Genomic DNA, 25,782 nt, shown 5'->3' on the forward strand with positions numbered 1-25,782 from the left:
TGCGGGGTTCCAGCCCCGCAACGGCACCGCCGCGGCAACCTTCCGGGGGCTGCCGCCGTCGGGTCTCTCCCGGTTGATCAATTCATCAGCTGATCAACAGCTTGCCGCAGGCAACCAGTCTGGGGCAAGGGGCAGCGGGCGATTCACAGGTGAGCACCGGACGCTCACCGGCGTGCGCGCCCACGGTGCAGTCGTCTGTTTTCGTCGCCAAGCCGCTTATTGCCGGCGGGCGGCCGAACCGCCGACGTATGCTGAATCGTACAAGCAGCGGACAGGAGGCCGAGGTGGCCCAGACGATGGAAACCGGAACGACGGCGGCCGAGGTGATGGCCGAGCTGGCTGACCTCGAGGACCCGAGGATCCGGGACGTGAACGCCAAGCACGGTGACGACCACGGGGTGAACCTCGGCAAGCTGCGGGCGTTGGCCAAGCGGCTCAAGACGCAGCAGGAGCTGTCCCGTGAGCTGTGGGGGACCGGTGATACCGCGGCGCGGCTCCTGGCGCTCCTGATCTGCCGTCCGAAGGCTTTCGACCGTGATGAGTTGGACGCCATGTTGCGCCAGGCGCACACTCCCAAGGTGCAGGACTGGCTCGTCAACTATGTGGTGAAGAAGAACCCGCATGCCGAGGAACTGCGCGTGGCCTGGTTTGCCGATCCGGACCCGCTGGTGGCAAGTGCCGGCTGGGCGCTGACCACCGACCGCGTTGCGAAGAAGCCGGAGGGCCTCGACCTGCCAGGACTGCTCGACATCATCGAGGCGCAGATGAAGGACGCCCCGGACCGCTTGCAGTGGGCGATGAACCACTGCCTGGCCCAGATCGGGATTGAGCACCCCGCACACCGCGCCCGCGCGATCGGCATCGGCGAGCGCCTCGAGGTGCTCAAGGATTACCCGACGCCGCCGAACTGCACCTCTCCGTTCGCGCCGATCTGGATCGCCGAAATGGTGAACCGACAGGACGCCAACTAGGACTCAGGGCGGGGGCCTTTCGCCCATCCTCACCCTCATCGAGCCGCCGCACCAACCTGCGGATCACCCGTGACACCACGAAGGCTTGACGTGACACCACCGTGGTGTCACTATGGTGGCATGGAACTCGGACAATACGTCAACGACCTACAGCGGCAGCTAGTGGATGCCGCGGAGAACGGCTCGGAGGACACCCGCGCCGTGGCCGAGCGGCTCGCCGCCGGACTGGACGCCGCGACCCGGCTCGTGCTCCTCGACGTTCTCTCGGCTGCGGTCGGCGAGATCACCCGCGACCTCGCACCCGGATCAGTCGACATGCGGCTGCGCGGACGCGACGTCGAGTTCGTGGTGACCCAGCCGAACCCGGAATCTGACACCGACGAGCGGCCGGCCGCACCGCTCGACCTCGACGACGCGAGCACCTCGCGCACGACGCTCCGCCTGCCGGATGCCCTCAAGACGCGGGTGGACGAGGCCGCGGCCGCTGACGGCCTGTCCGTCAACACCTGGCTGGTCCGCGCGGTCGCAGCCGCTCTCCAGCCCAAGCAGCGACGATCCGCGCAGCGCACGCTGCGCACCGGCGACAACTTCGCCGGCTGGGCGCGCTAAACCGCCCACCGCACCGCACCCACCAACCACGCGGACCCGCGGGGTCGATCAAACACACCCAAAAGGAAGGCGCCAGCATGCCCACCTACGACACCYCCACCCCCATCGACCTCGCCATCAAACTGCAGGTCGGCGCGATCGAAATCATCGCCACTGACCGTGACGACACGGTCGTGACCGTCTCGCCGACGAACCCCGCGAAGGCAGTCGACCGCCGGGGCGCGGAAGAGACCAAAATCGACGTCGACGGCCAGCGGCTCATCATCACCGGCCCCCGGCCCCGCATCAGCTGGATCGGCCCAACCGAGTCGGTCGATGTGAAGGTCGAGCTGCCTGCCGGGTCGCGGCTCACCGCCGAGATCGGGGTCGGCGGCGTGCGCGCCGTCGGACGCCTCGGCGCAACCCGGATCAAGAGTTCGATGGGCCGCGTTGATCTCGACTCCACCGGCGACCTGTGGCTGCGCGCCTCGCACGGCAACGCGACCCTCGGCACCGCCGAGGGCGGGATCGAGATCACGGCCGACCACGGTCAGATCCGGATCGGCAAAGTCACCGGCGACGCGATCCTCAAGGCGTCGCACGGCACCATCCTGATCGGGGAGTCCGGCGGCGACCTTGAAGCGAAGCTCTCCTACGGCGACCTCGAGATCTCGAAGGCACTCGGCTCTGTCGCGGCGAAGACCGCCTACGGCAGCATCCAGYTSGCAGAGGTCTCGAGTGGTTCCATCCAGGTCGARAGCGGCTTCGGCCAGGTCACCATCGGCGTGCGGCCCGGCGTTSCCGCCTGGCTCGATCTGTCCTCGAAAGAGGGGCACGTCCGCAACCAGCTGGACAGCGACCGCGCTCCGGACGCGTCCGAACAGACCGTCGCAGTGCGTGCACGCACCCAGCACGGCGACATCAGCATCCAGCGCGCTCAATGACTCCGGGCCACCAACAGAAGGGAACCAAGCACATGAACACGCCAGCAATCGAAGTCCGCGGGCTGCGGAAGTCCTACGGCGCAAAGGCCGTGCTCGACGACGTCGACCTCACCGTGGACGCGGGCACAGTCACCGCGCTGCTCGGCCCGAACGGCGCCGGCAAGACGACGACCGTGCACATCCTGTCCACCCTGGTGCGGCCCGACGGCGGCACGGCACTGGTGAACGGATGCGACGTCGTGCGCGACCCTGACGGCGTCCGCGCCGCGATCGGCCTCACCGGCCAGTTCTCCGCGGTGGACAAGCTGCTCACCGGCGAGGAGAACCTGCTGCTGATGGCCCGGCTGCGCCATCTTGGAGCGAAGCGCTCGAAGGCCCGGGTGGCCGAGCTGCTTGAGCAGTTCGACCTCGTGGAGGCCGCCCGTAAGCCGCTCGCCACCTACTCGGGTGGGATGCAGCGCCGCCTCGACCTCGCCATGACCCTCGTCTCGGCGCCCAGCGTCATCTTCCTGGACGAGCCCACCACGGGCCTGGACCCGCGCAGCCGCCACACCATGTGGGACATTGTCCGCAGCCTGGTCGCGGACGGCACCACCGTGCTGCTCACCACCCAGTACCTGGACGAGGCGGACGAACTCGCGGACCGCATTGCGGTGCTCGACGGCGGCCGGCTCGTCGCCGAGGGGACGCCGGACGAGCTCAAGCGCCTGGTGCCCGGCGGACATATCCGGCTCCGGTTCGCCGACGCCGGGCGGCTCGACGCCGCCTCCCGCCTGCTCGGCGAGTCCGCCCGCGACGACGCCGGGCTCTCGCTCACGGTGCCGAGCGACGGCGGTGTCGGCGCGCTGCGCACCGTGCTGGACCGCCTCGACACGGCCAACCTGGAGGTCGACGACCTCAGCATCCACACCCCGGACCTCGATGACGTGTTTTTCGCGCTCACCGGCCGGGTCGAGACGAAGGGAACCGAATCATGACCACCATCGCCGCCAAGCGCCGGACGGCCCCGGGCACCCGCCAGCAAGCGCACGTCATTGCCGACTCGGTGACGATGCTGCGCCGCAACCTGCTGCACATGCTGCGCTATCCGGGCCTGTCGGTGTTCACCATCGTGGGGCCGGTAGTCCTGCTGCTGTTTTTCGTGTTCGTGTTCGGCGGCACGCTCGGGGCCGGCCTGCCCGGCGCGGATCCGGCCGGCGGGCGCGAGGCGTATGTCGCCTACGTCATGCCGGGCATCCTGCTGTTGACCATCGCCGGCAGCGCAGGCGGCATCGCGACGACCGTGTCGATGGACATGACCGAGGGCATCACCGCGCGGTTCCGGACGATGGCGATCTCGCGGGCCGCGGTGCTCGCCGGGCACGTGCTTGGCAATACCATCCAGGCGATTATCGCCGTCGTGCTTGTGCTCGGCGTCGGCCTCCTGATTGGCTTCCGCCCGACCGCCGGGTTTGTCGAATGGATCTCCGCCGCAGGTCTGATCGTGCTCATCGCGTACGCGATCAGCTGGCTCGGGGTGGCCATGGGCATGCAGGCGAAGTCGGCCGAGACCGCCAGCAACCTGCCCCTCGTGCTGACCTTCCTGCCCTTCCTCAGCAGCGGCTTTGTGCCGACCGAGTCGATGCCGGAATGGCTGCAGTGGTTCGCGCAGTACCAGCCGTTCACGCCGTTCATCGAGGCCATCCGCGGGCTGCTGCTCGGTACCCCGCTCGGCTGGAGCCCGGTGCTGGCAATCGGGTGGTGCGTCGTGATTGTGGTCGCCGGGTACGCCTGGTCGATGGCGATCTACGAGCGCAAGTCGGTGCGCTGAGCCCAGGGTGCACCCGGTTTCTGCGGGCGGTCGCGAGCGCATCGCGGCCGCCCGTCCTGTGCTTCAGCCGAGGTGGCGTTCGGCGTCAAGGCTGCCCCGCGGGTGAGTGCCGGCCGGACCGGCGTCGTCGCCGTCGCACTGGCGTTGCAAGGCTGGATCCCGCAAGTGTCGACGGCGCGGTGCCCTTCGGGATGACGCGGGACCAGCCCAGTCATTTAGGCGGAAGACCTGGCCTTGTCCACGTATGGCTCAGGAACGCCCGTCATAACCTCCGCCAATCTGGCATGACCGAGATCGTTGGGGTGCAGGTGGTCCGGTTCCGAGTAGAGGAACGGCAAATGGTCGCCGTCGAAGACACCGTTTTGGCCCAACGGAAACGGTAGTCCGGTCTCCTCGGCACACTCGGCATGGAGATCGAACACCCGGCGGATCCGCGGTGGCCATTCCAGGGCAGGCCAATAGGGCTCGACGACGAGCTGTCTCCGTACACCCCAAGTCGCAAAGTCATTCCAGGAACGTACCACCCCTCGCTTTACGTCTTTGGCGGCGGCACGGCCCGAAGCCCAGGCTGCGAACCGGCGAGCAAGCTGGGCCGGCAGTCGGGGCGGTGGCGCAATCGAAGTCGGCCGGGAATTTGGTCCAGGTCCGCATCGGCGAGAAGGCGATGGGGACTGCGGAGGCGCCAGCGAGCAGGGCCCAGATCCAGAGCACGGGTTGGACGCCAATCCATGTGGCCAGGGCACCCCCGGTGAGGCTGGCGACCGGCATGACTCCGAGGGTAAAAAGTCTGTTGCTGGCCATGACTGTTCCGAGTCTGTGCGGCGGAGCGATGCGGGGGATGATGCCAGCCCCCGCAATGGAGATGACCACGATGAGGAAAGCCCAGCCGAATACGGACACGCCGAGCCAGAGGGCCGGGGACCAAGGCAGGACCGTGGCGAGAGGGTATATCGCGACGGCCGCCACGCAGGCGATGCTGGCGAGAATTCTGGTCTTTCCGATGCCGAGCTGCGTCAGGATGGCCGGTGCCGCGACGGAGGCGACAAACCCTCCCGCCGCGGCGAAGCTGCTCAGGAGCGCAAAGTCGGCGGGGCTGAGTCCCAGAACGTTGAGGGCGTACACGGCTGTGGCGGCGCTGCCGAACATGGTGGCTGCGTTGAGAATCATCCCGGAGAGGAAGAGACCCTTGAGCACCGGGTGGTGAATGGTGAAGGACAGCCCGGCCCGTGCTGCCGGCCAGAATCCCTCGTGCTCCAGGGGTGGCTTGATGTCTTCGCTGACGTTGATGCTCTTGAGGGTCAGTGCAGACACGGAGTAGGAGATTCCGGCTGTCAACAAGGYGAACGGCGCGGCCATGGCGCTGAGGAGCGCCCCCGTCAGGGCGGGGGAGCCGACGGCGACCGTGCTGGCGGCCGTTTGCAGCCGGGCGTGCGCATCACTAATCCGTTCCCGTCCGACGACGGACGGGACGAAAGCTCCGTGGGCGGTGGTGAACACGACGTCGGCGACGCCGATCAGCGCCACGCAGACCAGCAGGTGTCCCATCGTCATCGCGCCGGCGATGAAGGCCGCCGGAACGCTCAGGACCGCCAAAGCGCGGATCACGTCCGCGGTGATCATCAGCCGGCGCCGCCGCAGCCGGTCCACCCAGACGCCGATCGGGAGGCCCAGGACAAGGAACGCGCTCATGCCGATCGCATTTATGGCCCCCACTTCCAGAGTGCCGGCACCGAGCATCGAAACGGCAACGATCGGGATCACGACCCGGCTTGCTTCGTCGCCGATGCCCTCGAATGCGCTGGCAACCCACAGCTTCCGGAACGCCGCCAGCCGCCTCAGCGGCGTTTTGGTGGGTGGCCGGGCTCCCGTATCAGCCATTCGTTGTAAGGTCACGCCTGACAACCTGTCAGGATTCACCTGACAAGTCAACTATGCTGAACTCTGTCAACTGTTAGCCGCCAGGAGGATGCCGTGGAACTGGAACCGCCGTTGACCGGCCCGATGATGTGCAGCTTCTGCGCGAGACCAGCCAGGATCTCGGGGCATCTCGTGGCAGGTCCCGGCGTTGCCATTTGTCAGGACTGTGCCGCGGCGTCCACGAGGCTGTTCAGCAGTTCGGACGGCTCACGGAGCGAAACGCCTTGGTTGCAGATGACTGATGATGAGCTCCTGGCCCACCTGCCGGAAATCGCCGCCGTCGCTTCCCAGGTCGAAGAGCGACTGACCGCCTGGGTGGGAACCGCGCGTCAACGGCGCATCAGCTGGGCGCGCATTGGCGCGGCTCTGGGCATGACCCGGCAATCGGCGTGGGAACGCTTTCAGCCCCCGCCGCCCATTACCCCCGGCGGCTGACGCACCTGAGGGTGAGGCCGCGTGCCAGCATCTCTTTCGCTCTGACCTGGTGGCTTCCGCCGCGTTGTTGTGGGATCGATGCCGTCCGAAATGGACCTCAGGTGCACACAGCGGTCCCGCAGTAGAGCGTCGACACCGCCGAAATTAACCGCGACTGCAGTGCCCGGGGAATCTGTCACGAGGGGTCAGCGCCAGCCGAGCTGCGGCGCCACATACTTCAGGATCGACTCGATGACGTGGGCGTTGTAGTCGACACCGAGCTGGTTCGGGACCGTGAGGAGCAGGGTGTCTGCCGCGGCGATCGCCTCGTCCTCGGCCAGCTTCGCGGCCAGCTCGTCCGGGGCACCGGCATAGGAGCGGCCAAAGACCGCGCGCGTCTTCTCGTCGATGTTGCCCACCTGGTCGGAGCTGTGGCGGTCGCGGGCGAAGTATTGCCAGTCGCGCTCGTCCGTTAGCGCGAAGATGCTGCGGCTGACCGAGACGCGCGGCTCCCGCTCGTGCCCCGCCTCCTTCCAGGCCTGCCGGTAGAGCTCGATCTGCTCGGCCTGCTGGACGTGGAAGGGCTTGCCGCTCTCATCATCCTTGAGCGTGGAGCTCTGCAGGTTCATGCCGAGCTTCGCCGCCCAGATGGCCGTGGCGTTCGAGCCGGAGCCCCACCAGATGCGCTCGCGCAGGCCCCTCGAGTGCGGCTCCACGCGCAGCAGGCCCGGAGGGTTCGGGAACATCGGGCGGGGGTTCGGCGCCGCAAAGCCCTTGCCAGTGAGCACCTCGAGCAGACGCTCGGCGTGCCTGCGGCCCATGTCGGCGTCCGACTCGCCCTCGGCGGGGGCGAAGCCGAAGTAACGCCATCCGTCGATGACCTGCTCGGGTGAACCCCTGCTGATGCCCAGCTGCAGCCGGCCGCCCGCGATCAGGTCGGCCGCGCCAGCGTCTTCCGCCATGTAGAGCGGGTTCTCGTAGCGCATGTCGATTACGCCGGTGCCGATCTCGATGCGGCTTGTCCGGGCCCCGATCGCGGCGAGCAGAGGGAACGGGGAGGCGTATTGCTGCGCGAAGTGGTGGACTCGGAAGTAGGCGCCGTCCGCACCCAGCTCCTCGGCCGCGACCGCGAGGTCGATCGCCTGCAACAGCGCGTCCGACGCGGTGCGCGTGCCGGAATCCGGGTGGTCGGTCCAATGGCCGAAGGACAGGAATCCGATGTTCTTCACACCGGAAACGAACATGGTGGCGGCGGTTCTTATTCCCACTTGATCGTGTCAGGTATTTCTGGCCCCCGGAAGGGCATGGCCTCATCCCGACAGGCGCCTGTGTGCGGTGTGGCCGTCAAGGACGAAGCGGATGAACGTCGCAATCTGGCCGGAGCCTGGCGCCCCTTAGGCGGGACCGGGGGATCAGCCGGCCGAGTAGGGGGTCCGGAAGAGGGTGATTCCCCATTCCGGGTTGTGCAGCACGATTCCAGTCTCCCGCTGTGCAAACTGAAACGGAGCCTGAAGGTATCGTTTCATCCGCGCCTGTTCCTGGTCCCACGGGAAGTTGCACGTGCCCAGGGAACTTTCCAGTGTCCCCACATCCGGCGTGATCGTTTCGCCGGCAATGCTGACCGTGACCGCATACGAAGCGCAGGGGATACGCACGGTCATCAACGTGCGGCCGCCAACGCTGCCGAACCGTATCGCGTAATCGCCGGAGCTCATTCCCGGATCACGGGGCACAGAAGCCGGCGTAATGGAACCGGATGTGAAGTACTGGCACTCCAGCGCTCCATTGCCTACGACTTTCTCTGCACGCTGTGGCAGGCATTCATCTATACCGTGCCCGGGGGTAGGCGGAATCGGCGGAGCCGGGGTGAGGGTCATGCCTGGTGACAGTCCGGCGCCCGTCGATGGTGCGGCCGTGGCGGCGGGCGGTTTGGTGACCGTTTGCTCGCCGGCCGACTTGCTGAGTGGGGGAGTTGACGCGCAGGCCGCGGTTAGCGCGACGACGGCGAGGCATACTACGGACAGCAGTGTCGGCGTCGTGTGCATTCCATAACGAGCGGGTCCCCCGGGCGCGGCCATGATCCGAACCCTAGGGGTTCGGGGCTTGTCCGTGCAACAACCCCCAGGCTAGGGGACCGGGGCCGGTGAACTCTGCTGCACGTGCTGGTCCAGGACGTCCCGGGCGGTGGTCCACGTCCGGCTCCCGTACCGGTCGTTGCTGACGTAGTTCAGGGTCGCGTCGCCGCTGAACATGCTGGCGAAGTACTGCATGCCCTGCCACGGCGGGAACGGCTTGTCAGAGGCCGGCATGAGGGCTTTGACGACCCGGCTCATAGCAGTCAAGGAGCCGACGCTGCCCGCGTAGAGGAGCCCGAATTGCGTTCCGGTCAGGTCGGACATGGTGGCTGCCAGGGTCCTTGCCGTGACCTGGTCTCCGGCGATCTGAAGGACGCGGGGCGCCCGATCGTCGAGGGCGGCGGCGGCGGTGTAGGAGGCAGTGTCATCCTTCGTGGTGAAGTCGAGCACCTGGTCGGCGTCGGACCAGAAGAGCACCCGACGCCGCGAGAACAGGATCATGGGAGCCTGCCCGGAGAGCATGTCGGTGAAGGCGCCATTGAGGATGGAAGTGGCCCGGATTTCGGTGGCATCCAGCCGCTGTGCAAAGTCTCGGCGGAACTGTAAGTTCCGGTTGCTTCGGGGGCGGATTCCGCGGTAATCGATGGAGTAATCGGAAGGGATGAAACGCGGTACGCCCACCGCGGCCGCCGCCTCCAGCAAGCGCGATTGGGCGTCGAAAATTGCGCTGTCCACGCCGTTGATCGCGGAGACTACGCAGTCAACATCCGCGCAGGCCCTTCGGAGGGCCACCGGATCGTCGTAGCCCGCCTGGATCACTTCGACGCCTTGGGCGCGGAGCTGCGCAATGCGCTCCGTGCTGGTCCCAGGCCGTGTCAGGACCCGAACGGTGGCCCCCAGGGCGACCAAATTCTGCAGGATACGCCCGCCGAGATCGCCGGTGGCGCCGGCCAGAAGGACAGTGCCCGGAGTGGGAGTCGTCGGGATCATGGTTCGCACCTCAAGTGTCGGGCGGAAAGGGATGGTGGGCTAAAGACTACCAACGGCAGGGCAGCTGCGATTCCCGCGTGTGACTCAATGCATCCCGGGCCGGACTGATCAGCGGAACCGTTGGACGTCGGTTCGCGGGCCGGCCTCTACTGCCAGCGGTGGGATTCCAGCGCGCGAAACAGGGGAGCGCGGCCGCTTTTCAGATGGTCAACGGGGCGGGACCCGCCGAGTTCCCGGCAGGGTGTAACCATCCAGGCCGTGAAGTAGTTGTGCGGAACCTTCAGTTCTATGGCGCGCTGGAAGAGGTCGACGACGGTCGGGTGGAGGTGGCCGCCGGCGACGAATTGGAATCCCGGGCAGAACGTGCCGTCGTCGATGAAGACGCGGACGAGCTGCTGCATTACAGGGTCGGGGTCGTCCATCAGTTCGGCGAGGCGGCGGCGGACCTGTTCCAGGGCGGGCAGCGTGAATTCTTCCCTGATCCCCGCCCAGATCTGGTCGTTGATCGGCTGACGGTTCAGTGTCACCGTTGCCTAGCCGCCGTCGCTGATGTCGTCCAGGAGCCACTGGACGGAGCGTGGATTCCGGCGCAGCGTGAAGGTGCGCAGCGCTGAATTAGCCCCCAGCCGGGCCTCGACGCGCCAGTATTCGGTACCGGCCGGGTTGGCGCCAGCGGCGGCCGTGCATCGGGTGCCCCGCCCGGCGTCACCGCCGATCCAGTGCCGGGATTCGGTGGCCGGATCGACAAGCCAGATCCGTCCGTCGTGCCGGATGGCAAGGGGCTTGCCTGCCGGGTCGAGCCGGACTTGAAGGTCAAGGGTTCGTGTGGGGTTTTCGGTGCTGAGGGTCATGGGGGTGGTCTTTCGTGGTGCGGTGCTGCGGGGGCGTGTTGGCGTTAGGCGGCTTTGACGAGGGGGAGTTCGTCCCAATGGGTGGTGTAGCGGGGGGAGAGCATGTCCCGTTTCATGGTCCAGTCCGGCCCGCCCCGTATGCCGGCGTGGCCGAGGCCGATGGAGCCGCGCCCGTATCGGCGGGTCACATCTTCCAGGAGGGTTCCGATGTGGCGTTCCTCGTGCGGATTTTGGAACAGGGCCAGCGGTGCCTGGTTGCCGGTGGGCCGCAGGTCGGTGACCATGATGCCGGCCCGGGCGTATTTGATGCCTTCCTGGATGTGGGGCAGGAGGGCGTGGGCGGCCCGGGTGAGCAGGACGGGATCGGCGGTGGGCATCGGCAGCGGCACGCACACCGAGGGGTAGGAGGTGTCGTTCGGGTTGAAGTGCGAGGTGCCGGCGAAGGCGGTGAGGACCTTGGCCTGGAGGCTGTATTTGGCCAGCCGTGCCGATGCCTGCTGGCCGTAGACGGACAGGACCTGCCGCATGCCGGCGGCGGTGGTGATGGGGGTGGCGAAGGAGCGCGAGAAGATGAGCTGGTCCCGGCCGATCCGTTCTTCCTCCATCGGGATGCACGGCGTGCCCTGCAGCTCCAGGACGGTGCGCATCATGACCACGGAGAAGCGGTCCCGGATCATCACCGGGTCGGCCCGGGACAGGTCAAGGATGGACTGAAGCCCTAAGGCGTTGAGGCGTTTGGTCAGGCGCGTCGCGACGCCCCAGATTTCGATCACAGACAGCCGGCCCATCAGCGCTTCTCTGGTGGCGGCGGGCACGGAGTCCCAGTGGCAGACCCCGTCGAAGGCCGGGTTGTGCTTTGCCCATTTGTTGGCCAGTTTCGCGAGGGTCTTGGTCCCGGCGATCCCGACGCAGACCGGAACCCCCACGTTGCGCCGCACGGCTGCCTTCATGGTCTGGCCCAGGACCAGCAGGTCCTCCGGCGCGCCTTTGACGCCCAGGAAGGCCTCGTCGATGCTGTAAACCTCCAACCAAGCGCTGTAGCGGCCCAGCAGTTCCATCACCCGGGCGCTGATGTCCCCGTAAAGCTCGTAGTTGCTCGAGAGGGCAACAAGTCCCCACTCCTTCGCCCGCGGGGCGAGTTTGAACCATGGTTCACCGAGGCCGATGCCGAGAGCCTTGGCTTCCGGGGACCGGGTGACGGCGCACCCGTCGTTGTTGGACAGTACGACGACGGGCCGGCCTTCGAGGGACGGGTCGAATGCCCGCTCGGCCGAGGCGTAGAAGCAGTTCACATCCACGTGCGCGATCTGCGGCATCCGCCGCATCGGGGAGGGCTTAGACATGGTGTGCCTCAAACATGGTGCAGGCAGCGGGTCGCGACGCCCCAGATGACCAGATCCGACAGGGACGGAACGCGGATGTCCGGGTAGGACGGATTCTCCGCCTGCAGCACGACGCCGGCGGCCGTGATCCGCAGCCGCTTGATGGTCAATTCTCCGTCCAGGACGGCTATGACTACGGACCCGTCCTTGGGTTCCAGGGCCCGGTTGACGATCAGTTCATCCCCGTCGCTGATGCCGGCGCGTTCCATCGAGTCTCCGGAGACCCGCACGACGTACGTGCTGGTGATGTCCTTGATCAGATGCTCGTTCAGGTCAATCCGCCCATCAAAGTAGTCCTGCGCCGGCGATGGATACCCGGCCGCGACGGGGACCGGAGAGATCAGCACCGACAGCAACGACATGCCCGCGTCTATCACGCGGGGACCGACAACAACGCCCACAACACACCCTTATTCGAATATATGTTCGATACATTCAGTGTAGCCGGATGGGCCGACAAAAGTTGGACTCTGCCCATATCCCTCGGCTGCGCGGGCAGCGCGGTTTCTCCTCAACATCCCAACACCTGACTGAAGGGGTGCTGTATATGGGACGCTCGGCGCGTCGTCTGCGGAAGGTGGGGCCTGCGGGCTTGGTTGAGCGTAGGCGCTGTTATCGGCGTTTGGGCAGCCAAATTTTGACAGTTGAGCCGCAATTCCCTTAGAACAGCGGCCAGGGCACCGCCGACATCTCACCGCTCGGAGCCGGAAACCGCCCTGCCAAGCGCAACCGTGCGCAGCGCGCGGCGAGCGATGCGATTTCTTCGGCGCTGAGCAAGTCCGCCAGGTTTCGGCCCAGCCCACCGTGCAGTCCTTCGCTGACACGATCGATGCCGTCGCGTTCCTCGGCGGTCAGAGCGTCTCCCAGCCATCCCCACAGCACCGTGCGCAGCTTGTGGTCACGGTGAAAGGTGAGCCCATGGTCCACGCCGTGCCGGTGTCCGTCCGTCATGGCAAGAATGTGGTCGCCTTTGCGGTCGGCGTTGTTGACGACCATGTCGAACACCGCCATGCGTCTGAGCGCCGGCGAGTCTTCGTGAACGAGGGCGACCATCCGTCCGTTCTCATCCCGTCCCTCGAGAACATGTTTCCAGCCCGTCTCCGGCACTTGGTCCGTCGCGACCAGGTTCACGGCGCTTTGGGCGGGGTCTTGCTCCTGCCAGAGCTGCACCATTCCTTCGCCCAAAGGACCATCGCGCAGCCAGGTGCGCGGCACCACGTCCCAGCCTAAGACCTGCGAGACCAGGTAGGCGGCCACCTCCCGGTGAGCCAGGGTGCCGTGGGGAAAATCCCACAGCGGACTTTCGCCTGCTATGGGCTTATAGACGACCACCACGTCGCCGATGCTGCCCAGAAATGTAGCGTTTGAAGCCGTCGTGATACGGCCGGTGAGCGTCAGCTCGGCGGTCACTAGGTCCGGCGCTGGCATCAGACCTCGGGAAGGGTGCAGATGTGCCCGTCGGCGTCTATGGGGTAACCGCAGAGCGGGCACGTCGGACGCCCGGCGCCCACGATCTCACGGGTGCGCTTGGCGAATGCGCGGGCGGTGCCGACCGGCATTCGCACCAGCAGCATTTCGGACTCGTTAGCGCCGCCCTCATCAAGCGGTTCCTCGTTGTCATCAGCATCGACATCGGCGATGGGGTAGGCCTCTATTACGACCTGGGCCGTGGTTGGGTCCCAACCTAAGCTCATGGCGCCGGTGCGAAACTGCTCCTGAACGGCCTCGAGCTGGTCATTGTCGACAAGTTCAATGGGAGTGCTCGTGGGAACGCTGAAGGGGTTGCCCTCGACGGTGATGAGCTGGTCGAGAATTTCGTCGATCTTCTCCGCGAGCAGAGCCGACTGCTGCTTCTCCAGGGCAATACTCACGATCTGCGTCCCTGCGCGCACCTGCAGGTAGAATGTGCGCGCCCCTGGAAGGCCAATGGTGCCGACGACGATTCGATCAGGCCAGGCAAACTCGTGAACACGTGTAGGCATGTCAGTATTTTAGGCACATGAGGTTCATGGCGCCTTTTGCCCTGCACCGCCGCCCACCGGCGCATCGCCAGAGTGGATGCCGTTCGACAGCCACGACAGGTCACCCGCGTCGGTGTTGGTCGCGTAGACGCTCGGCCGACTAGCGCCGTAGCGCACGATCGATACGGAGGCGGGGCCTACGTTAATACGCTGGAACAGGTCAAGGTGCATGCCGAGCGCGTCGGCGAGGATTGACTTGATGATGTCACCGTGACTCACCGCMACCCACAYGGCYCCTGGCCCGTACTCGGCTTCGAAGGCTGCATCGTGGCGTCGAATCGCYGCCACCGACCGAGCCTGCATCGCGGCCATGGATTCACCGCCGGGAAAGACGACGGCGGACGGTTGCGACTGCACAACCGGCCACAAATCCTCGGTCGCGAGATCACTGAGCGTGCGGCCCTGCCACTGGCCGTAATCGCACTCGGTGAGATCGAGATCGACCGGCGCGTACGGCGTGCCAGCCTGGCGATCGAGGATGAGCTGGGCGGTCTGCTGACAACGCTCAAGAGGGCTTGACACCACCCCGACTACGGGCACGGCCGCGAGCCGGTCTCCGGTCAGAGCCGCCTGGTCGCGCCCGATCTGGTCCAGACTGACGCCGACGGCCCGACCGGCCAGCAGTCCAGTGGCATTGGCTGTGGTGCGGCCGTGCCGCACGAGAATAACTGTCGCCATTCACCCAGCCTAATCACCCGGTCGATGGCGGTGTGAACTGTACCGGGTCGCGCCTTGCGTCCGCGACGCAGGAGCGGGTCATAAAGCGTGGGGGAGCGTTTTGACCGTCCGGTTGGGCATATCCCTAACTGACCCCATGGCTGCACACATCATCGGCTGCGCCCGGGCCACCAACGAACAGGCCTCACCGCCCTCGGCGTACCCGAAGACCTGGCAGCTGTAGCTGTTGAGCGACCTAAGCGGGACAGTTTTGCGGGCGGGGGTATACGCGAATCTCGGATTCCCGTATCTGTATGGGATTTTCGCTGAGAGGGAGCGGCTCGAGGCTGTTGCGGCTGGGGACCGGCTTAGGGGCAGTTCCGATCTGCCTGTTTGAAACGCTTGTTTGACGCCAGCCCGACCCCCGGGAGTGCTGTCGCGCTGTCTAACTGTGTGTCGTGACTCCACGGCTCCCTCCGACCGGGAAAATGACTGAATGGAAATCGCCGAGCACTTCGCCCTCCGGTCCGGATCAGCACCTCTATCCAATGGATCGTCAGCCAAGCTCACTGTCCACGACCTGGGTGTTCTTCAGGTTCCCTCCGGACGGCTTGGGGCGTGTGATCCGTTCGTTGATCTAGAGGATCCCGTTGTGTTCCAGATCCCGCCCGGTGCTTATTCGGTGCGGGTCACGGTAGCTGATGTCTCGGACGAGCAGGATGGATCGCAAATGCGGGAGGCGTACCTATCACTGGTCATGTCGGAAGCAACTCCCGTGCTCATTGAAGCTGCACCCTCTGTGGACGGTGCGCCCCCGGAAGGCGAGGTCTATGGTGTTGGTGTTGACGCAGGAACAGTAGCTTTCGTTGATGCCGCCGCGGTGTCGCACTGCATGCCAAAAGACAGCAGCACTTGGTACGACACCGTTTTTGATGTCGACGACGACCCCGCTTCCTGGTTTGTTGTCATGGACGCCGACACGCCTCTCGCCGCTGGGCTTGCCAACGTAGTGATGCCGCTCGCCCCGAACGGAGAGAACGTTATCCTCGCGCATTCGGGCTGGGGCGACGGCTTTTATCCTCTACTTCAAACCAAAGATGTTGAAGGGAATGTAATCGCCCTGCATATCGACCTCCTGGTCGTGGGAAAGTTCGACGACTAAGTAGCCATCGGTCCTGCCAGTCATCGCTTACACACCGCTGCCCCCGAACGGGTCACTCCGGTGGTCCCGTTACGGCCATGCCTGCCGTGCGGTCAAGGAAGCTACCAGCCCGCTGGAAGTCCCGGACACCAAGCCCCGACCCGACCACCCATACAGCTGCGCCGGCGGCCAAGAGCCAGGAGCCGAACGCGCTTCCTCCTAAGAGCTGGGGAAAGAGTATGAGCGGCAGCACGGGGGCCCAGATGAGCTGTGTGGCGAGATTCTTTCGCAGTTGCACGGCGGCGGCCCGAGAAACGACAAGGTGATCCGGATCGACGGAGTTCTTCCCCAGAACCTGGCGCCGGATGTCCTTTCGCTCTTCGTCCTCCAGTGAGAGCAGCACATCGACCCTGCCCGATTTCGCCGCAGGCGCGACTTTCTTCGCGTTGTAAAGAAGTCCGCCGATAGCGCCGCCCAGGAATGCAAGGATGAATCCGAATCCGAGAAGGGACGGCCAGTCCGCCGTGGCACCTCCGAGGGCGAAGATTCCGAGGACGGCCCCCGCCGCGACAAAGAAGATCATGCCGGCCGGCAAATATCTCGTGTAATACATTTTGAGGGCTCTGCCCAGGCCCAGGTCTGCAATGCCCTGGGCTCGTCGCGTGGCGGCCGTCCAACGGTCGTCGGACCTGGGTATGAGATCGTCGATTCCGCTCATAGTTTGCCTCCCCCTGGGCGCGAGTAGTGGCGCAAGGGCACGGCTGTCCTCCGCCAATGCCACTGAACCTGATGCTCAAATCCTGAACCATCTACACCCCGAAGCCAACAGCAAGCTCCATGCCGAAAAACATAGGGGCATCCTGTTCAGGACCTGGCATGGATTGCCGTCTCGAAGGGGTCCAGCCGGGAGAGGACTCGGTCGTCTTCCGCGCCGGCGGGAGAGATCCCGAAAGGCCTGAGTTTCCGCTCGGTATGGGTTTCTCTAACGGACCGGCTTACGGGCGCCCCAGGCGTTTCTTAACCATGCCCGCAAGCCCATTTCGTCTTCGTAGCGGAAGCACCACCAATAGGTGATCGACTGTTGCAGTTGCCGAGGATCCCGGACGGACCCTAGACGATCGCTCCGTCGTTGAGCTGTAGGCGGCGGGAGCGGCGGGGGATGTCCCTGGCCCCGAACGCGATCATCAGTCCGACTGTTGCTGCCCCGCCGGCGAACGTCCAAGGCGAGGACCACGACCCTTCCGGGGTTGGGATAGCGAAGGCCATCCACACGGCAGCCACAGCAAGGAGGATCTCGACGGCAGCCTGCAGCGGCCTAGCCCGGTACTCCGGGTAGGTCAGCCGGATCAGGGGAATGACCGGCAGCAGGAAAAGGCCCAGGCTGGGGAACGGATAGATCGCAATGAAGGTGAAGATCACCAGTCCCAGCACCAGCAGGCCGAGGAACTTCGACACCTGCAGCACCCTGAGTGGGTTCTCCCATGTCCACCGGCTCAGCAGCAGACCCCATGCCGGGAGCCCGAGCAGCCAGCCGCCGGCCCAGAAACCCAGGTTCAACAGCGCCAGGGGCGCGAGCTGGACGCCGGGCAGCAGGAACGCCACGGCCTGCCGCAGCGACGGGAACTTCCTAGTCGGGCCGAAGATGCAGACCCCGATCAGAAGGTAAGCGGCTATGTACGAAGGCAGCAGCCGGACAACCGGGCCGCCCAGGCCAAACATCATGAGCGGCAAGGCCATCACTATCACGCACACCGCGGCGAACGCCCACGGCTGGCGGACCACGTGCGGTGTGGCATCCCCCAATGTCATGAATCGCACTCTACCGACTTCGACCCGCCCCCGAAACCTAGCCGTACACGACATCTGGAGTGCAACGGTGCGGTGCCCGGTAAAGGATCCCCTAACGGACGGCCGCACCCTCGGCACGAGGGGGAAGCTTGTGCGCATCGGTAGGCTATGCCCATGGCATTGGGGGATGCGGCGCAGCCGCAGGCAGTTCGGTCACACAGGGTGGTCCTGGATGCGTACGCGTTCATCAAGGGCTGGCTCATCGCCACCTCGCTCTGGGTGGGAGTGCTAGTTCTCCTGGTGACGGCAGGCTATGGTGTGCCCGCCTTGCGGGACGGCACCGACGCCGGCTACGTATGGGGCTTTTTGGGCATGGTGATTCTGTATGGCTTCGGAGTTTCCCTGGTGTTTGCGGCGCCATTGGCCTGGGTGTTGGCCTATCTTTTGCGCCCGGTCAGGAATCAATGGATCCACATCGGAGCCTTTTTCGCGGTGCCCGCTCTCGTGTTCTGGCTGCTGGGAAGCGTCCTGGGTCTCGGATGGCAGCCCTGGCTGCTGATCCCATGGGCCACCGTTGGCGCAGCGGCAGCCATCGGCCGTTGGGCAATCCGCAAAGACGTCCTTGCCACGAATTCTGCAGCTAACCCGGCCTGACCGCCCGCTGCACGATCCGTTGACGGGCGCTCCCGTGGTCTGTCCGAACTTTCAACTGTCGGTACTGTCCTTCTTTCGGGCTCCCAGAACGCAGAACTCGTTGCCTTCTGGATCCTCAAGTACAGTCCACGGCTGCTCGCCTTGACCAACATCGACCCTGCGGGCACCCAGAGCGACCATCCGCTCGACCTCGGCCGCTGGATCGTCCGGCCGAAAATCGAGGTGAAGACGATTCTTTGTTACCTTCGAATCTGCCACCGGCACGAAGACCAACCCTGGCAACCGGTCCGGTGCAGAACGAATTTCGAACTCATCGTCAGCTTCCAAAGTCACGACCCAACCCAAAGCTTTGGCCCACCAAAGTCCAAGCTCAGCCGGTCGTGCCGAATCGACAATTACTTGTTCCCATTCAAGACTCATGCGTTCCACTCTACTGAGCCGGACCCCTGCCCGGTGAAGAATCCCTGCGGTCACCACGGCGTCCGCTGAACCACCGTCTTTCGGGCACCTATGCACCGACGCGGACTTAATCCTCTGTATCCACTCGACGTCGTAGAGACTCCGTCGGCTGAGCTGTCTGCGGTGCGCGCTCATCGCTACTGAGCGTGGTGAACGTAGAGGTCGCGGAGCAGCGCGATCTCGGCTCCGTGGTGCAGGATCTCCTGGTTCTCCCACCACACGATCGTCGGAAAGGTCTCCTCGGCATCGCTGCCGTACGGGTAGCTGCTGAGCCCGGTCCGGTCATAGTCGGACTCATCGACACTGAGTAGTACCTGGCGCCAGTCGGCTGCGGCGTGACGGAACCTCTCGATGGCGCCGGCTGCATCTGGTCGTGATTCGTACGTCGCTCTATCGAACGTTCGGTCGCCCCCGAGCTGGTTGGCTCGGCCCAACAGCGTCTCGGAGATGTGGTCAAGCCGCCAGGCGATCGTCGTGAGGGGCGGAGGCCACGGACTTTCGGGGGCGCCGTCTCGCCCCCACTCACCCGCGCCGATGAGCTTGATGGCGCCCGGTCCGGGCCCATCGGCGCGCCTCCGCACCGACCAGCACGCGTCGACCGGTTCCCAGAGGTACTCGGCGTCCGTCAGTACCGGTACGTCGACGTCGCTGCCATCACCCGAGTTGCTGGTGGGCCCGGCGAGGCGAGTGAGGAGTCGTTCCGTCGCCCAGTCGTACTGCTCGAGCAGGGGCTCAAGTCGCTGATTGGTCATCATGGCATAGAGCCTAGCCTCCGCGAGAGGCCGTTTTGGTGCCTACGCACGCTTGACGTTGTCCGAACGGACAAAGGCTGGTCTGGCTGCGGCGAAGGCCCGCGGCAGGCTGGGTGGCCGGCCGCGCACCATGACGGAGGGAAAGCTTGAAACGGCCCCGCGGCTGCGCAGTGAGGGACATACCCTCAAGGAGACCGCGCACCGGCTCAGCGTCAGCGTCTCGTCACTGACCCGGGCACTGAGCCAACGTGCTGTCCCGGAAGTCAGGTCCGCACGTTCTTAGCGGCCCTCTCTTTTGGCATAACTTTTGGCACATTCAAATTACGGGGACCAGCCTGACCGCCCAGCCGGGCGTTCCCGGCGTTCAGCTACAAGCAAATGGGATGGGGCAGAATGACCCCATGGATCTATTTGAGTCGGAGCTACGCGTCATTACGGCGGCGGAAGAATTGGCTGCGACTCTTGGTGGCGACAAGAACCATACGGTCGCAGCGGCGGCCATGGATACCAACGGGGTCATTCATAGGGCAGTAAACGTCTATCACTTCACGGGTGGGCCTTGTGCTGAGTTCGTTGTGATGGGCACAGCCGCTACGGCCGGCGCGGGACCCCTCGTCACCATGGCCGCTGCCGGCGATCGAGGACGGGGCCTCATCCCGCCGTGCGGAAGATGCCGCCAGGCAATGCTGGACCTTCATCCCGACGTGATGGTCGCAGTGCCCGGAGCCGGGGGCCCACAGCTCCGGCCCGTCCGGAAGCTGCTTCCGGAGACCTACTTCTTTCCCGATGCTGATGCTCGACGACTATTGCGGTTTAACAAGCGCTATTACGATGAGGTGGCCGGCGGCATCAAGACGACCACTGTTCGCCATGATGACCCGGTATCCGTCGGGCCGGCGTTGTTTGTATTCGAAGACGATGCAGAGCATCGCACGCTGGATGGGATAGTCACGGACGTAGCGGACTACCGGCTCGATCAGATGACGGCGGAACAGGCTCACCTTGCCCCCGGAACTCCTATTGATGGATTCCGCCAGGGCTTACGGGGTCACTACCCGGATCTGTCCGATGAAGCGGAGGTATCCGTTGTGACGTTCGAATTGGTGCCACAGCACTCCTGACTACAGCGGTGTGAACTCCTCCCGCGGGAGTGTCCAGTTTCCAAGGAAGTGGGACACCATGCGCCGATCGAGAAAAGTGTGGCGTGTTTCGTCCTATCGCAACGCGAAGGTCTCTTGGTCGTTGGTGCACGCGAGTTCGGATACCCGTGTGCTCAAAGCGCGCGGGCATGATGAGGCGACTTTTCAAGACATCGGCGAGCCCGACTTTCTCATCTACCCGATGGCTCCGCAGAGGTCCAGGGCAGTGTCTTGGAAAGCTGTTGTTTTCCAAGACAGCTTTTTAGGAGGTTCTGCATGTCTGTTCCGGCCAGTACGTTCAACCAGGACCACTGCGACGGCCTGATTTAGGACCACATGTGAGGGGGCTCGACTGTCCCGGAAATCGGAAATCACTCTTGGAAACGGTGTCCCGGGGAGCCGGTCAGCACATATCGGTTTAGTCGACGGCCTGGCTGCCTGGCGCTGGCGACGACTTCCTTGACGGTGAGGACTTTCCGCGGGCTCATCCAGCCTTGGGAGGGTTTGTGCAGCGCGTATCCGCCTCCGATAGTTACAGCGGCATGCTGCGCCAACCCCCTGGGAGAGCGCCAGACGAGCACGGTACCCGGGTCCTTGTCCTTTCCGCCCACTTCAGCGGCCGCGGAAAGCCAGTCCTCGAAAGGCTTCTGAAGCATCCAAACGTCAGCAGCTTCCGCTCGACCAGCTGCCGCCATCACCGTCCCGAAACAGTTCGGGCCGCTGGCGCGAGGGAAAGTGCCCGCCAGCGTCCTCGCCCCCGGCAGAATCGCACGGGCGTTATCCCAGACGTTTTCGGGGACCTCTAGGTGCCTGCTGGGCCGTCGGCCGAAGCGAAGGTAGGCGCCGAGGACAGCTTCCTGATGTCCCTCCAGCAACGAGGGCCACCACACAAAGCGATGCCCGTCAGCCTGCGTCGACACTCGGGTGCGTACGTCCGCCGGGGCGCTTCGAACGGAGGGGATGGCTCCCCGTGCGAGGCAGATCTGACTCCGAACGAGGTCCGACCTGGCTGAGCGCCCCAGGTCATTGAACTCCTCCTCGCCGATCAGGATGCAGCCGAGCTCGTCCGGCACATTGTAGATTTCGAAGGTATCCCTGAGTTCGGCGGGGAGTTCTTCGCTCAAAGGCGCTATCCCGAAGGTCTCCGCGCCGCCCTTCGGGATCAGGAACGGCTGGTGCGTCGGGGCAAACCAGGCCGCCTGCCTGACCGCCAGTTGAGGTCCTATCTCGATGCCGAGTGAGAACACACCGCGCCACCTTCCCCGCCATGAGGCTCGCGTAGCTTCGCCGAGCCCAGCTGCTGTTCCAGACATCCTATGACCCGTCGGGACTAGACAGCGCTTACCGGCACGGCCCCTCGGAATACCCGCCTCCGCTAATCGCCATGTAGTCCGGACGACAGCGAGAAGAAGACTGTACCCATTTCACATATGCCTGGTCAGAGCTCTCTAACGAGACCGGATCAGCCACACTAATGAGGCGTGTGATGTACTCGCTTGATGTCCGCACTTGAGATTGAACGCCGCCAGGACCCCGCTTCCGTAGATCGAATCTTGCGCTCCTTACCAGGCTGGTTCGGCATCGAAGAAGCCATTCTCAACTATGTTGACAGTGCATCGCGGCGGGACTCATTTCTCGCCGTGATGCGCGGCGAAGTCGTGGGGGTTGCACTTGTGGATCGCCACTTCCCGGAGTCCGCTGAGCTGGCACTGATCGCAGTGCACGCCGGCCGCCGCGGCGCTGGTATCGGAGCCTCTCTCGTCACGGCGGTCGAGGAGGTACTCGTCTCCGATGATTGCGGGCTGCTTCAGGTCCATACCGTTGGTCCATCCTTCGAGGACGACGCTTACGCCCAGACCAGGGCTTTCTATATTCGGTCGGGATTCTTGCCGCTACAAGAGTTCAATCGGATCGACTGGGATGGCCCCACGCTGGTCCTGGTGAAACCGCTCGCCAGATGACATGCCCGAGGGGCAAGCTGTGCGGGCGCTGGGTAGTTAGCAGGCAGGTTGAAGCGCGTGGTGAGGCATCAACCGGCCGGCGTCAATACCGTGATGTGCAATCCAATACCCTGTAGATTCTCCGCATGTTCCACTCCTGATCAGCGCGGGCTCACGCCGCCCCACGGAAAGCATCAGCTACGTCGAATGGAACCCTTAGGCCTTGCGATATTCGCACACTCTCTCTTCGCGCTCCTCTGGTCCTCCCTGCCACCGCTGATCGCATAACGGTTCGCCCTATGAATCCGGCCGATCGTGACTCGGTTGCGCAGCTGTACCTGGACAGCTACCCACCCGAGATCGGTGCTGATGATCTCGCTTCCGCGCTGGATGAAATATCTGCAACCTTTGCCGGGGAGTATGGCGAGCTCCGCACCGAGGCGAGCCTCATCGCCCACATCGGCAGCAGGCCAGCCGGGGCCATCTTCACGACATCCCACTCGATCTGGGACCCAAAAATCAACGGGCCGTTCATCATCGACCTGTTCGTCGGCCCAACCCACAGAGGGGCCGGCGCCGGACGAGCACTCGTGATCGAGGCCATCAAGGCATGCGTGGCAAACCAAGAGGAGGCATTGAGTCTCCGCGTCGGTGGAGGGACTTCCCCCCAAGCCCATTCGCTGTATGCGAGCCTCGGATTCGTGCCTCCCCCCAGCCCGCCCACCTGGTTTTCCGGSCACGCCGGCCCACAGACCTCAAGGTTCCCGTTGGGGGATCCTTTCAGGGGTCAGCCCAGTCGGCTGGCTGGATTGCAGCTTGAGCTACGGTTCGCGGAGTTGACAAAGACCCGGGCGCGGGCGGTGGTAGGGTCCTGGAATGACTTTGCGACTTGGGGTGTACGGAGACAGTATTTCGACAGGTTGGCGGGGGATTTCCCACGTCGACAAGCGGTGGACTTCCATCGTGTGCCGGAACTTTGGACTGGAGGAGCACAACTTCGCCGTCAACGGTCTGGGATTTCTGACCAAGCGGGACACCGACCTGTTCGAAAAGCATCCGCTGGAGATGGTCATCGACGTGGACCCGCAGATCGCGCTGATTGCACTCGGGGCCAACGACTTGATCCAGCTGCCCGAGAACGACGATAAGCTGCGCCGGACCATGATCGAGGACATGTCCCGGCTGCGCGATTCACTTCCGGACTCCCAGGTGATCGTCGTCGAGCCTTACTGGCCCTTCCTGGGAGAGCCGCCGCGGGTCCGCCGGGTCTTTGATCTCCATGCCGAGTGTGCCGAGGAAACAGGCCTGCCATTCCTGTTGGGCCAATACGGCGTCTTCGCCGCCGATCCTACCCCGTTCTTCTACCCGGAACCTGATCAGATACACCCGAACGATCTCGGCCACGCCAAGCTGTCCGAGGTCATGACGGAAGCACTGGAGCCATACGTGGCGAAAGTCCGGATCTCGGCCTAAGTCCACGGATTAGATGAGAAAGGACCGTATGTCGCGGCGAAGCCAGCCAGCTATTGGCGGGGATGACCCGCTGATGCGGACTGTTACGGGTTCCTTCTTTCGGGCAATTGATCCTGCTTATCGTGACGTCGCGCTTGCCGGGTCCCGGTCCGCCGGCCGGTATTCCCTTCCGGGCGTGCCGACGCTGTATCTCAGCGCTTCGCCGGAAGGTGTCGCAGCTGCGATGATCGCCCATACTGACGATCGCACCCCCAACCTTCGGGTGCTGCAGTTCGAAGTAGACGCTGAGAGGATCGTTGATCTCCGTGACCATGAGGCCCTGGCAGCAGTCGGGATCGATCCCGCTGACGCCGCAGCTGACTGGCAAAAGACCGTGACCGCCGGAGGCTCGCCTTCATCATGGCGCGTCCGGGAAGCCTTGCAGAGTCTAGGGGCGCACGGCCTGATCGACCCCTCCCGCAAGCAGCCGCACCTGTGGCATCTGACGCTCTTCGATTGGAATAGCCCTGGCGCTCCCAGCGTCCTTGAAGTCCTCACGCCGTGACCCCTTCCTGAGGGTTAACGTGCCCGGTAGGGCTCGCAGGTCGCTGGTGACCTACGGGGGTTACATCGAAGTAGCTGGAAGTATCGCGATCTGGAGGATGAGCGTGAGCACGGATAGACAACTCGACGACACCCGACCCAAGTTCCAGGCCGATAGCACCAGCAGTCCGAGGGTCAAAGTCTCCGCATTTAGCGATGCCGCTTTTCGTTGGCTCTGGCTTGCAACGATGTCCGCTCAAGGGGCTTCAGCGACTGCAGCAGTCGTTGTTCCAATTTTGGCTATTCAAGTTCTCGGCGTCGGCCCCGGAGGGGTGACCGTCATGTCGACCGCTGCCGCCTGCCTGGCCGTCGTCACCGCTATTCCGGCCGGCATGTTTGCAGAATTCCGTCGAAAGCGGCCGATCCTGGTTGGCTCCGATGCAGTTCGATTCCTTAGTTTTGCCCTTCTCGCAGTTGCGGCTCTGTTTGGGCTTCTGTCACTCCCATGGCTTGTGTTAGTTCTTTGCATCAATGCAGTGACGCAAATGCTATTCGGCAGCGCATCCCTTGCCCACACCAAGGACCTCGTGCCAGAGGAGCTACGGGCCGATGCCGTCGGTAAGCTTCAGAGCGCCTCGTGGGTGGCGATGATCGCAGGACCCATTGTCGGGGGCGCACTCGTCGCGGTAGCGCCCAACGCCGTCCTATTGGCCAGCGTTTCGCTGTGCTTCCTCGGAAGCGCGGTATGCATCTCATTCATCCGCAAGCCCGAGGGCCCCGCCGCACAACGGGATGAACGCAAACGTCCTCTTAGGGAAGCATTCGCAGGCGTCGCGTTCTTTGCCGGTGACCGCACCCTCAGAAGACTCCTGATCTCCTGGGTTCTTTTCGCTGGAGCTGTCGCAGCACTCACTCCCGTGACTCAGGTTTTTTTCCTGCACGATCTGGAATTTTCGCCTGCGGAGTTCGGCCTGGCCATGGGGATTCCCTCCATCGCAGCCTTGGCCGGGGCATGGGTTGGAGGGCCGATCCTGAGGAAGGTCGGAGTCGGGCGCGCGATTGTCATCGGCAGCTTGGCACGTGTCCCGCTCTACTGGGTCTATCCGGTTTTGCCAGCCGGGCTAGTAGGGCTTGGCGGAGCCATCCTGGCATTCTCGGGCATCTTGTTCGCCTCGTCGATCGTAAATACCGCGATTTCGACCCTTCGGATGGATATGACCCCCCGTTCTCTGCTGTCTCGAACCAGCTCTGCGTGGATGGTCGCGACGATGGTCTCCGGCCCCCTGTTTATTCC

At 64.5% G+C, this 25,782-nt stretch carries 30 protein-coding genes and 1 pseudogene; 15 read left to right on the top strand and 16 right to left on the bottom strand.

Annotated features, from left to right (window positions below; genetic code table 11):
• The first annotated feature begins 296 nt into the window (after positions 1–296).
• The 5 genes from AC1DHX_RS12630 (at position 297) to AC1DHX_RS12650 (ending at position 4,313) form a co-directional block, all read left to right on the top strand.
• Positions 297–971, top strand: coding sequence for a DNA alkylation repair protein (locus AC1DHX_RS12630; protein WP_476858763.1), 675 nt, complete (start codon positions 297–299; stop codon positions 969–971).
• Between the two features lie 120 nt (positions 972–1,091).
• Positions 1,092–1,580, top strand: a complete 489-nt coding sequence (locus tag AC1DHX_RS12635) for a histidine kinase (protein WP_476849190.1) — start codon at positions 1,092–1,094, stop codon at positions 1,578–1,580.
• A gap of 77 nt (positions 1,581–1,657) precedes the next feature.
• Complete coding sequence (locus tag AC1DHX_RS12640) at positions 1,658–2,503, top strand: DUF4097 family beta strand repeat-containing protein (RefSeq protein ID WP_476900090.1); 846 nt, start codon at positions 1,658–1,660, stop codon at positions 2,501–2,503.
• Positions 2,504–2,535: 32 nt separating this feature from the next.
• The gene (locus AC1DHX_RS12645; protein ID WP_476858499.1) at positions 2,536–3,480 is read left to right on the top strand and encodes an ATP-binding cassette domain-containing protein; all 945 of its coding nucleotides are present in this window, start codon (positions 2,536–2,538) and stop codon (positions 3,478–3,480) included.
• Positions 3,477–4,313 (top strand): ABC transporter permease, encoded by an 837-nt coding sequence (locus tag AC1DHX_RS12650; protein ID WP_476858500.1) that lies wholly within the window; start codon positions 3,477–3,479, stop codon positions 4,311–4,313. Before AC1DHX_RS12645 ends, AC1DHX_RS12650 begins: the two co-directional genes overlap by 4 nt.
• Before the next feature lie 504 nt (positions 4,314–4,817).
• Here AC1DHX_RS12650 and AC1DHX_RS12655 read toward each other — a convergent pair.
• Positions 4,818–6,191, bottom strand: coding sequence for an MFS transporter (locus AC1DHX_RS12655; RefSeq protein ID WP_476900091.1), 1,374 nt, complete (start codon positions 6,189–6,191; stop codon positions 4,818–4,820).
• Between the two features lie 93 nt (positions 6,192–6,284).
• Here AC1DHX_RS12655 and AC1DHX_RS12660 point away from each other — a divergent pair, with 93 nt between their 5' ends.
• The gene (locus AC1DHX_RS12660) at positions 6,285–6,665 is read left to right on the top strand and encodes a ClpX C4-type zinc finger protein (RefSeq protein ID WP_476858502.1); all 381 of its coding nucleotides are present in this window, start codon (positions 6,285–6,287) and stop codon (positions 6,663–6,665) included.
• Between the two features lie 185 nt (positions 6,666–6,850).
• On the opposite strand, the gene AC1DHX_RS12665 is transcribed toward AC1DHX_RS12660, so the two are convergent.
• The 10 genes from AC1DHX_RS12665 to AC1DHX_RS12710 all read right to left on the bottom strand — a co-directional run bounded on the left by AC1DHX_RS12665 (position 6,851) and on the right by AC1DHX_RS12710 (position 14,641).
• Positions 6,851–7,873: an LLM class flavin-dependent oxidoreductase gene (locus tag AC1DHX_RS12665; protein WP_028276305.1), complete on the bottom strand. Its 1,023-nt coding sequence runs from the start codon at positions 7,871–7,873 to the stop codon at positions 6,851–6,853.
• Positions 7,874–8,056: 183 nt separating this feature from the next.
• Positions 8,057–8,359 (bottom strand): hypothetical protein, encoded by a 303-nt coding sequence (locus AC1DHX_RS12670; RefSeq protein WP_476858503.1) that lies wholly within the window; start codon positions 8,357–8,359, stop codon positions 8,057–8,059.
• A 411-nt stretch (positions 8,360–8,770) separates the two neighbouring features.
• Positions 8,771–9,709 carry an NmrA family NAD(P)-binding protein gene (locus tag AC1DHX_RS12675; protein ID WP_476858504.1) on the bottom strand — a complete coding sequence of 313 codons (939 nt, stop codon included), beginning with the start codon at positions 9,707–9,709 and terminating at the stop codon, positions 8,771–8,773.
• Between the two features lie 146 nt (positions 9,710–9,855).
• On the bottom strand, positions 9,856–10,236 hold the full coding sequence (locus AC1DHX_RS12680) for a hypothetical protein (protein ID WP_476855836.1): 381 nt from the start codon (positions 10,234–10,236) through the stop codon (positions 9,856–9,858).
• A 6-nt stretch (positions 10,237–10,242) separates the two neighbouring features.
• On the bottom strand, positions 10,243–10,560 hold the full coding sequence (locus AC1DHX_RS12685) for a hypothetical protein (RefSeq protein ID WP_476849183.1): 318 nt from the start codon (positions 10,558–10,560) through the stop codon (positions 10,243–10,245).
• A gap of 44 nt (positions 10,561–10,604) precedes the next feature.
• Positions 10,605–11,903: a Y-family DNA polymerase gene (locus AC1DHX_RS12690; protein WP_476849182.1), complete on the bottom strand. Its 1,299-nt coding sequence runs from the start codon at positions 11,901–11,903 to the stop codon at positions 10,605–10,607.
• Positions 11,904–11,911: 8 nt separating this feature from the next.
• The gene (locus AC1DHX_RS12695) at positions 11,912–12,343 is read right to left on the bottom strand and encodes a LexA family protein (RefSeq protein ID WP_476858505.1); all 432 of its coding nucleotides are present in this window, start codon (positions 12,341–12,343) and stop codon (positions 11,912–11,914) included.
• Positions 12,344–12,602: 259 nt separating this feature from the next.
• Positions 12,603–13,370: an SCO1664 family protein gene (locus AC1DHX_RS12700; RefSeq protein WP_476855838.1), complete on the bottom strand. Its 768-nt coding sequence runs from the start codon at positions 13,368–13,370 to the stop codon at positions 12,603–12,605.
• On the bottom strand, positions 13,370–13,924 hold the full coding sequence (locus AC1DHX_RS12705; RefSeq protein WP_476858506.1) for a DUF3090 domain-containing protein: 555 nt from the start codon (positions 13,922–13,924) through the stop codon (positions 13,370–13,372). The genes AC1DHX_RS12700 and AC1DHX_RS12705 overlap by 1 nt, the downstream gene beginning before the upstream one ends.
• A gap of 24 nt (positions 13,925–13,948) precedes the next feature.
• Complete coding sequence (locus AC1DHX_RS12710; RefSeq protein ID WP_476900092.1) at positions 13,949–14,641, bottom strand: MSMEG_4193 family putative phosphomutase; 693 nt, start codon at positions 14,639–14,641, stop codon at positions 13,949–13,951.
• A 475-nt stretch (positions 14,642–15,116) separates the two neighbouring features.
• Here AC1DHX_RS12710 and AC1DHX_RS12715 point away from each other — a divergent pair, with 475 nt between their 5' ends.
• Positions 15,117–15,782, top strand: a complete 666-nt coding sequence (locus AC1DHX_RS12715; RefSeq protein WP_476858508.1) for a DUF4241 domain-containing protein — start codon at positions 15,117–15,119, stop codon at positions 15,780–15,782.
• A gap of 52 nt (positions 15,783–15,834) precedes the next feature.
• Here the strand turns inward: AC1DHX_RS12715 and AC1DHX_RS12720 are convergent, their stop codons facing one another.
• Positions 15,835–16,479 (bottom strand): hypothetical protein, encoded by a 645-nt coding sequence (locus AC1DHX_RS12720; RefSeq protein ID WP_476858509.1) that lies wholly within the window; start codon positions 16,477–16,479, stop codon positions 15,835–15,837.
• A gap of 392 nt (positions 16,480–16,871) precedes the next feature.
• Complete coding sequence (locus AC1DHX_RS12725) at positions 16,872–17,570, bottom strand: hypothetical protein (RefSeq protein ID WP_476858510.1); 699 nt, start codon at positions 17,568–17,570, stop codon at positions 16,872–16,874.
• A gap of 153 nt (positions 17,571–17,723) precedes the next feature.
• Between AC1DHX_RS12725 and AC1DHX_RS12730 the strand changes: the two genes are divergently transcribed.
• Positions 17,724–18,203 (top strand): hypothetical protein, encoded by a 480-nt coding sequence (locus AC1DHX_RS12730; RefSeq protein ID WP_476858511.1) that lies wholly within the window; start codon positions 17,724–17,726, stop codon positions 18,201–18,203.
• 51 nt (positions 18,204–18,254) lie between these two features.
• Here AC1DHX_RS12730 and AC1DHX_RS12735 read toward each other — a convergent pair whose 3' ends face one another.
• Entirely contained in the window at positions 18,255–18,623 is a 369-nt protein-coding gene (locus AC1DHX_RS12735) for a VOC family protein (RefSeq protein ID WP_476849176.1), read from the bottom strand.
• 176 nt (positions 18,624–18,799) lie between these two features.
• Positions 18,800–19,417, bottom strand: coding sequence for a DinB family protein (locus AC1DHX_RS12740; protein WP_476858512.1), 618 nt, complete (start codon positions 19,415–19,417; stop codon positions 18,800–18,802).
• Positions 19,418–19,472: 55 nt separating this feature from the next.
• On the opposite strand from AC1DHX_RS12740, the gene AC1DHX_RS12745 reads away from it, so the two are divergent.
• Both AC1DHX_RS12745 and AC1DHX_RS12750 read left to right on the top strand, forming a co-directional pair.
• Positions 19,473–19,697 carry a helix-turn-helix domain-containing protein gene (locus tag AC1DHX_RS12745; RefSeq protein WP_476858513.1) on the top strand — a complete coding sequence of 75 codons (225 nt, stop codon included), beginning with the start codon at positions 19,473–19,475 and terminating at the stop codon, positions 19,695–19,697.
• Between the two features lie 118 nt (positions 19,698–19,815).
• Positions 19,816–20,535 carry an ASCH domain-containing protein gene (locus AC1DHX_RS12750; protein WP_476849174.1) on the top strand — a complete coding sequence of 240 codons (720 nt, stop codon included), beginning with the start codon at positions 19,816–19,818 and terminating at the stop codon, positions 20,533–20,535.
• 389 nt (positions 20,536–20,924) lie between these two features.
• On the opposite strand, the gene AC1DHX_RS12755 is transcribed toward AC1DHX_RS12750, so the two are convergent.
• Complete coding sequence (locus AC1DHX_RS12755) at positions 20,925–21,800, bottom strand: hypothetical protein (RefSeq protein WP_476858514.1); 876 nt, start codon at positions 21,798–21,800, stop codon at positions 20,925–20,927.
• A 252-nt stretch (positions 21,801–22,052) separates the two neighbouring features.
• On the opposite strand from AC1DHX_RS12755, the gene AC1DHX_RS12760 reads away from it, so the two are divergent.
• From AC1DHX_RS12760 to AC1DHX_RS12780, 5 genes and pseudogenes are all read left to right on the top strand, one after another.
• Positions 22,053–22,514: a GNAT family N-acetyltransferase gene (locus AC1DHX_RS12760; RefSeq protein ID WP_230010198.1), complete on the top strand. Its 462-nt coding sequence runs from the start codon at positions 22,053–22,055 to the stop codon at positions 22,512–22,514.
• Positions 22,515–22,792: 278 nt separating this feature from the next.
• A pseudogene (locus AC1DHX_RS12765) lies at positions 22,793–23,191 on the top strand (GNAT family N-acetyltransferase); the annotation flags it as partial.
• A gap of 178 nt (positions 23,192–23,369) precedes the next feature.
• A complete protein-coding gene (locus AC1DHX_RS12770; protein ID WP_476849172.1) occupies positions 23,370–23,966 on the top strand; it encodes an SGNH/GDSL hydrolase family protein in 597 nt (198 codons plus the stop codon).
• A 73-nt stretch (positions 23,967–24,039) separates the two neighbouring features.
• Entirely contained in the window at positions 24,040–24,510 is a 471-nt protein-coding gene (locus AC1DHX_RS12775; protein WP_476858515.1) for an RES family NAD+ phosphorylase, read from the top strand.
• Positions 24,511–24,613: 103 nt separating this feature from the next.
• Positions 24,614–25,782 (top strand): MFS transporter (locus AC1DHX_RS12780; RefSeq protein WP_476900093.1); only part of this gene is annotated, 1,169 nt, incomplete at its 3' end.

It is taken from the genome of Arthrobacter sp. 05N33_2 (assembly GCF_056397425.1).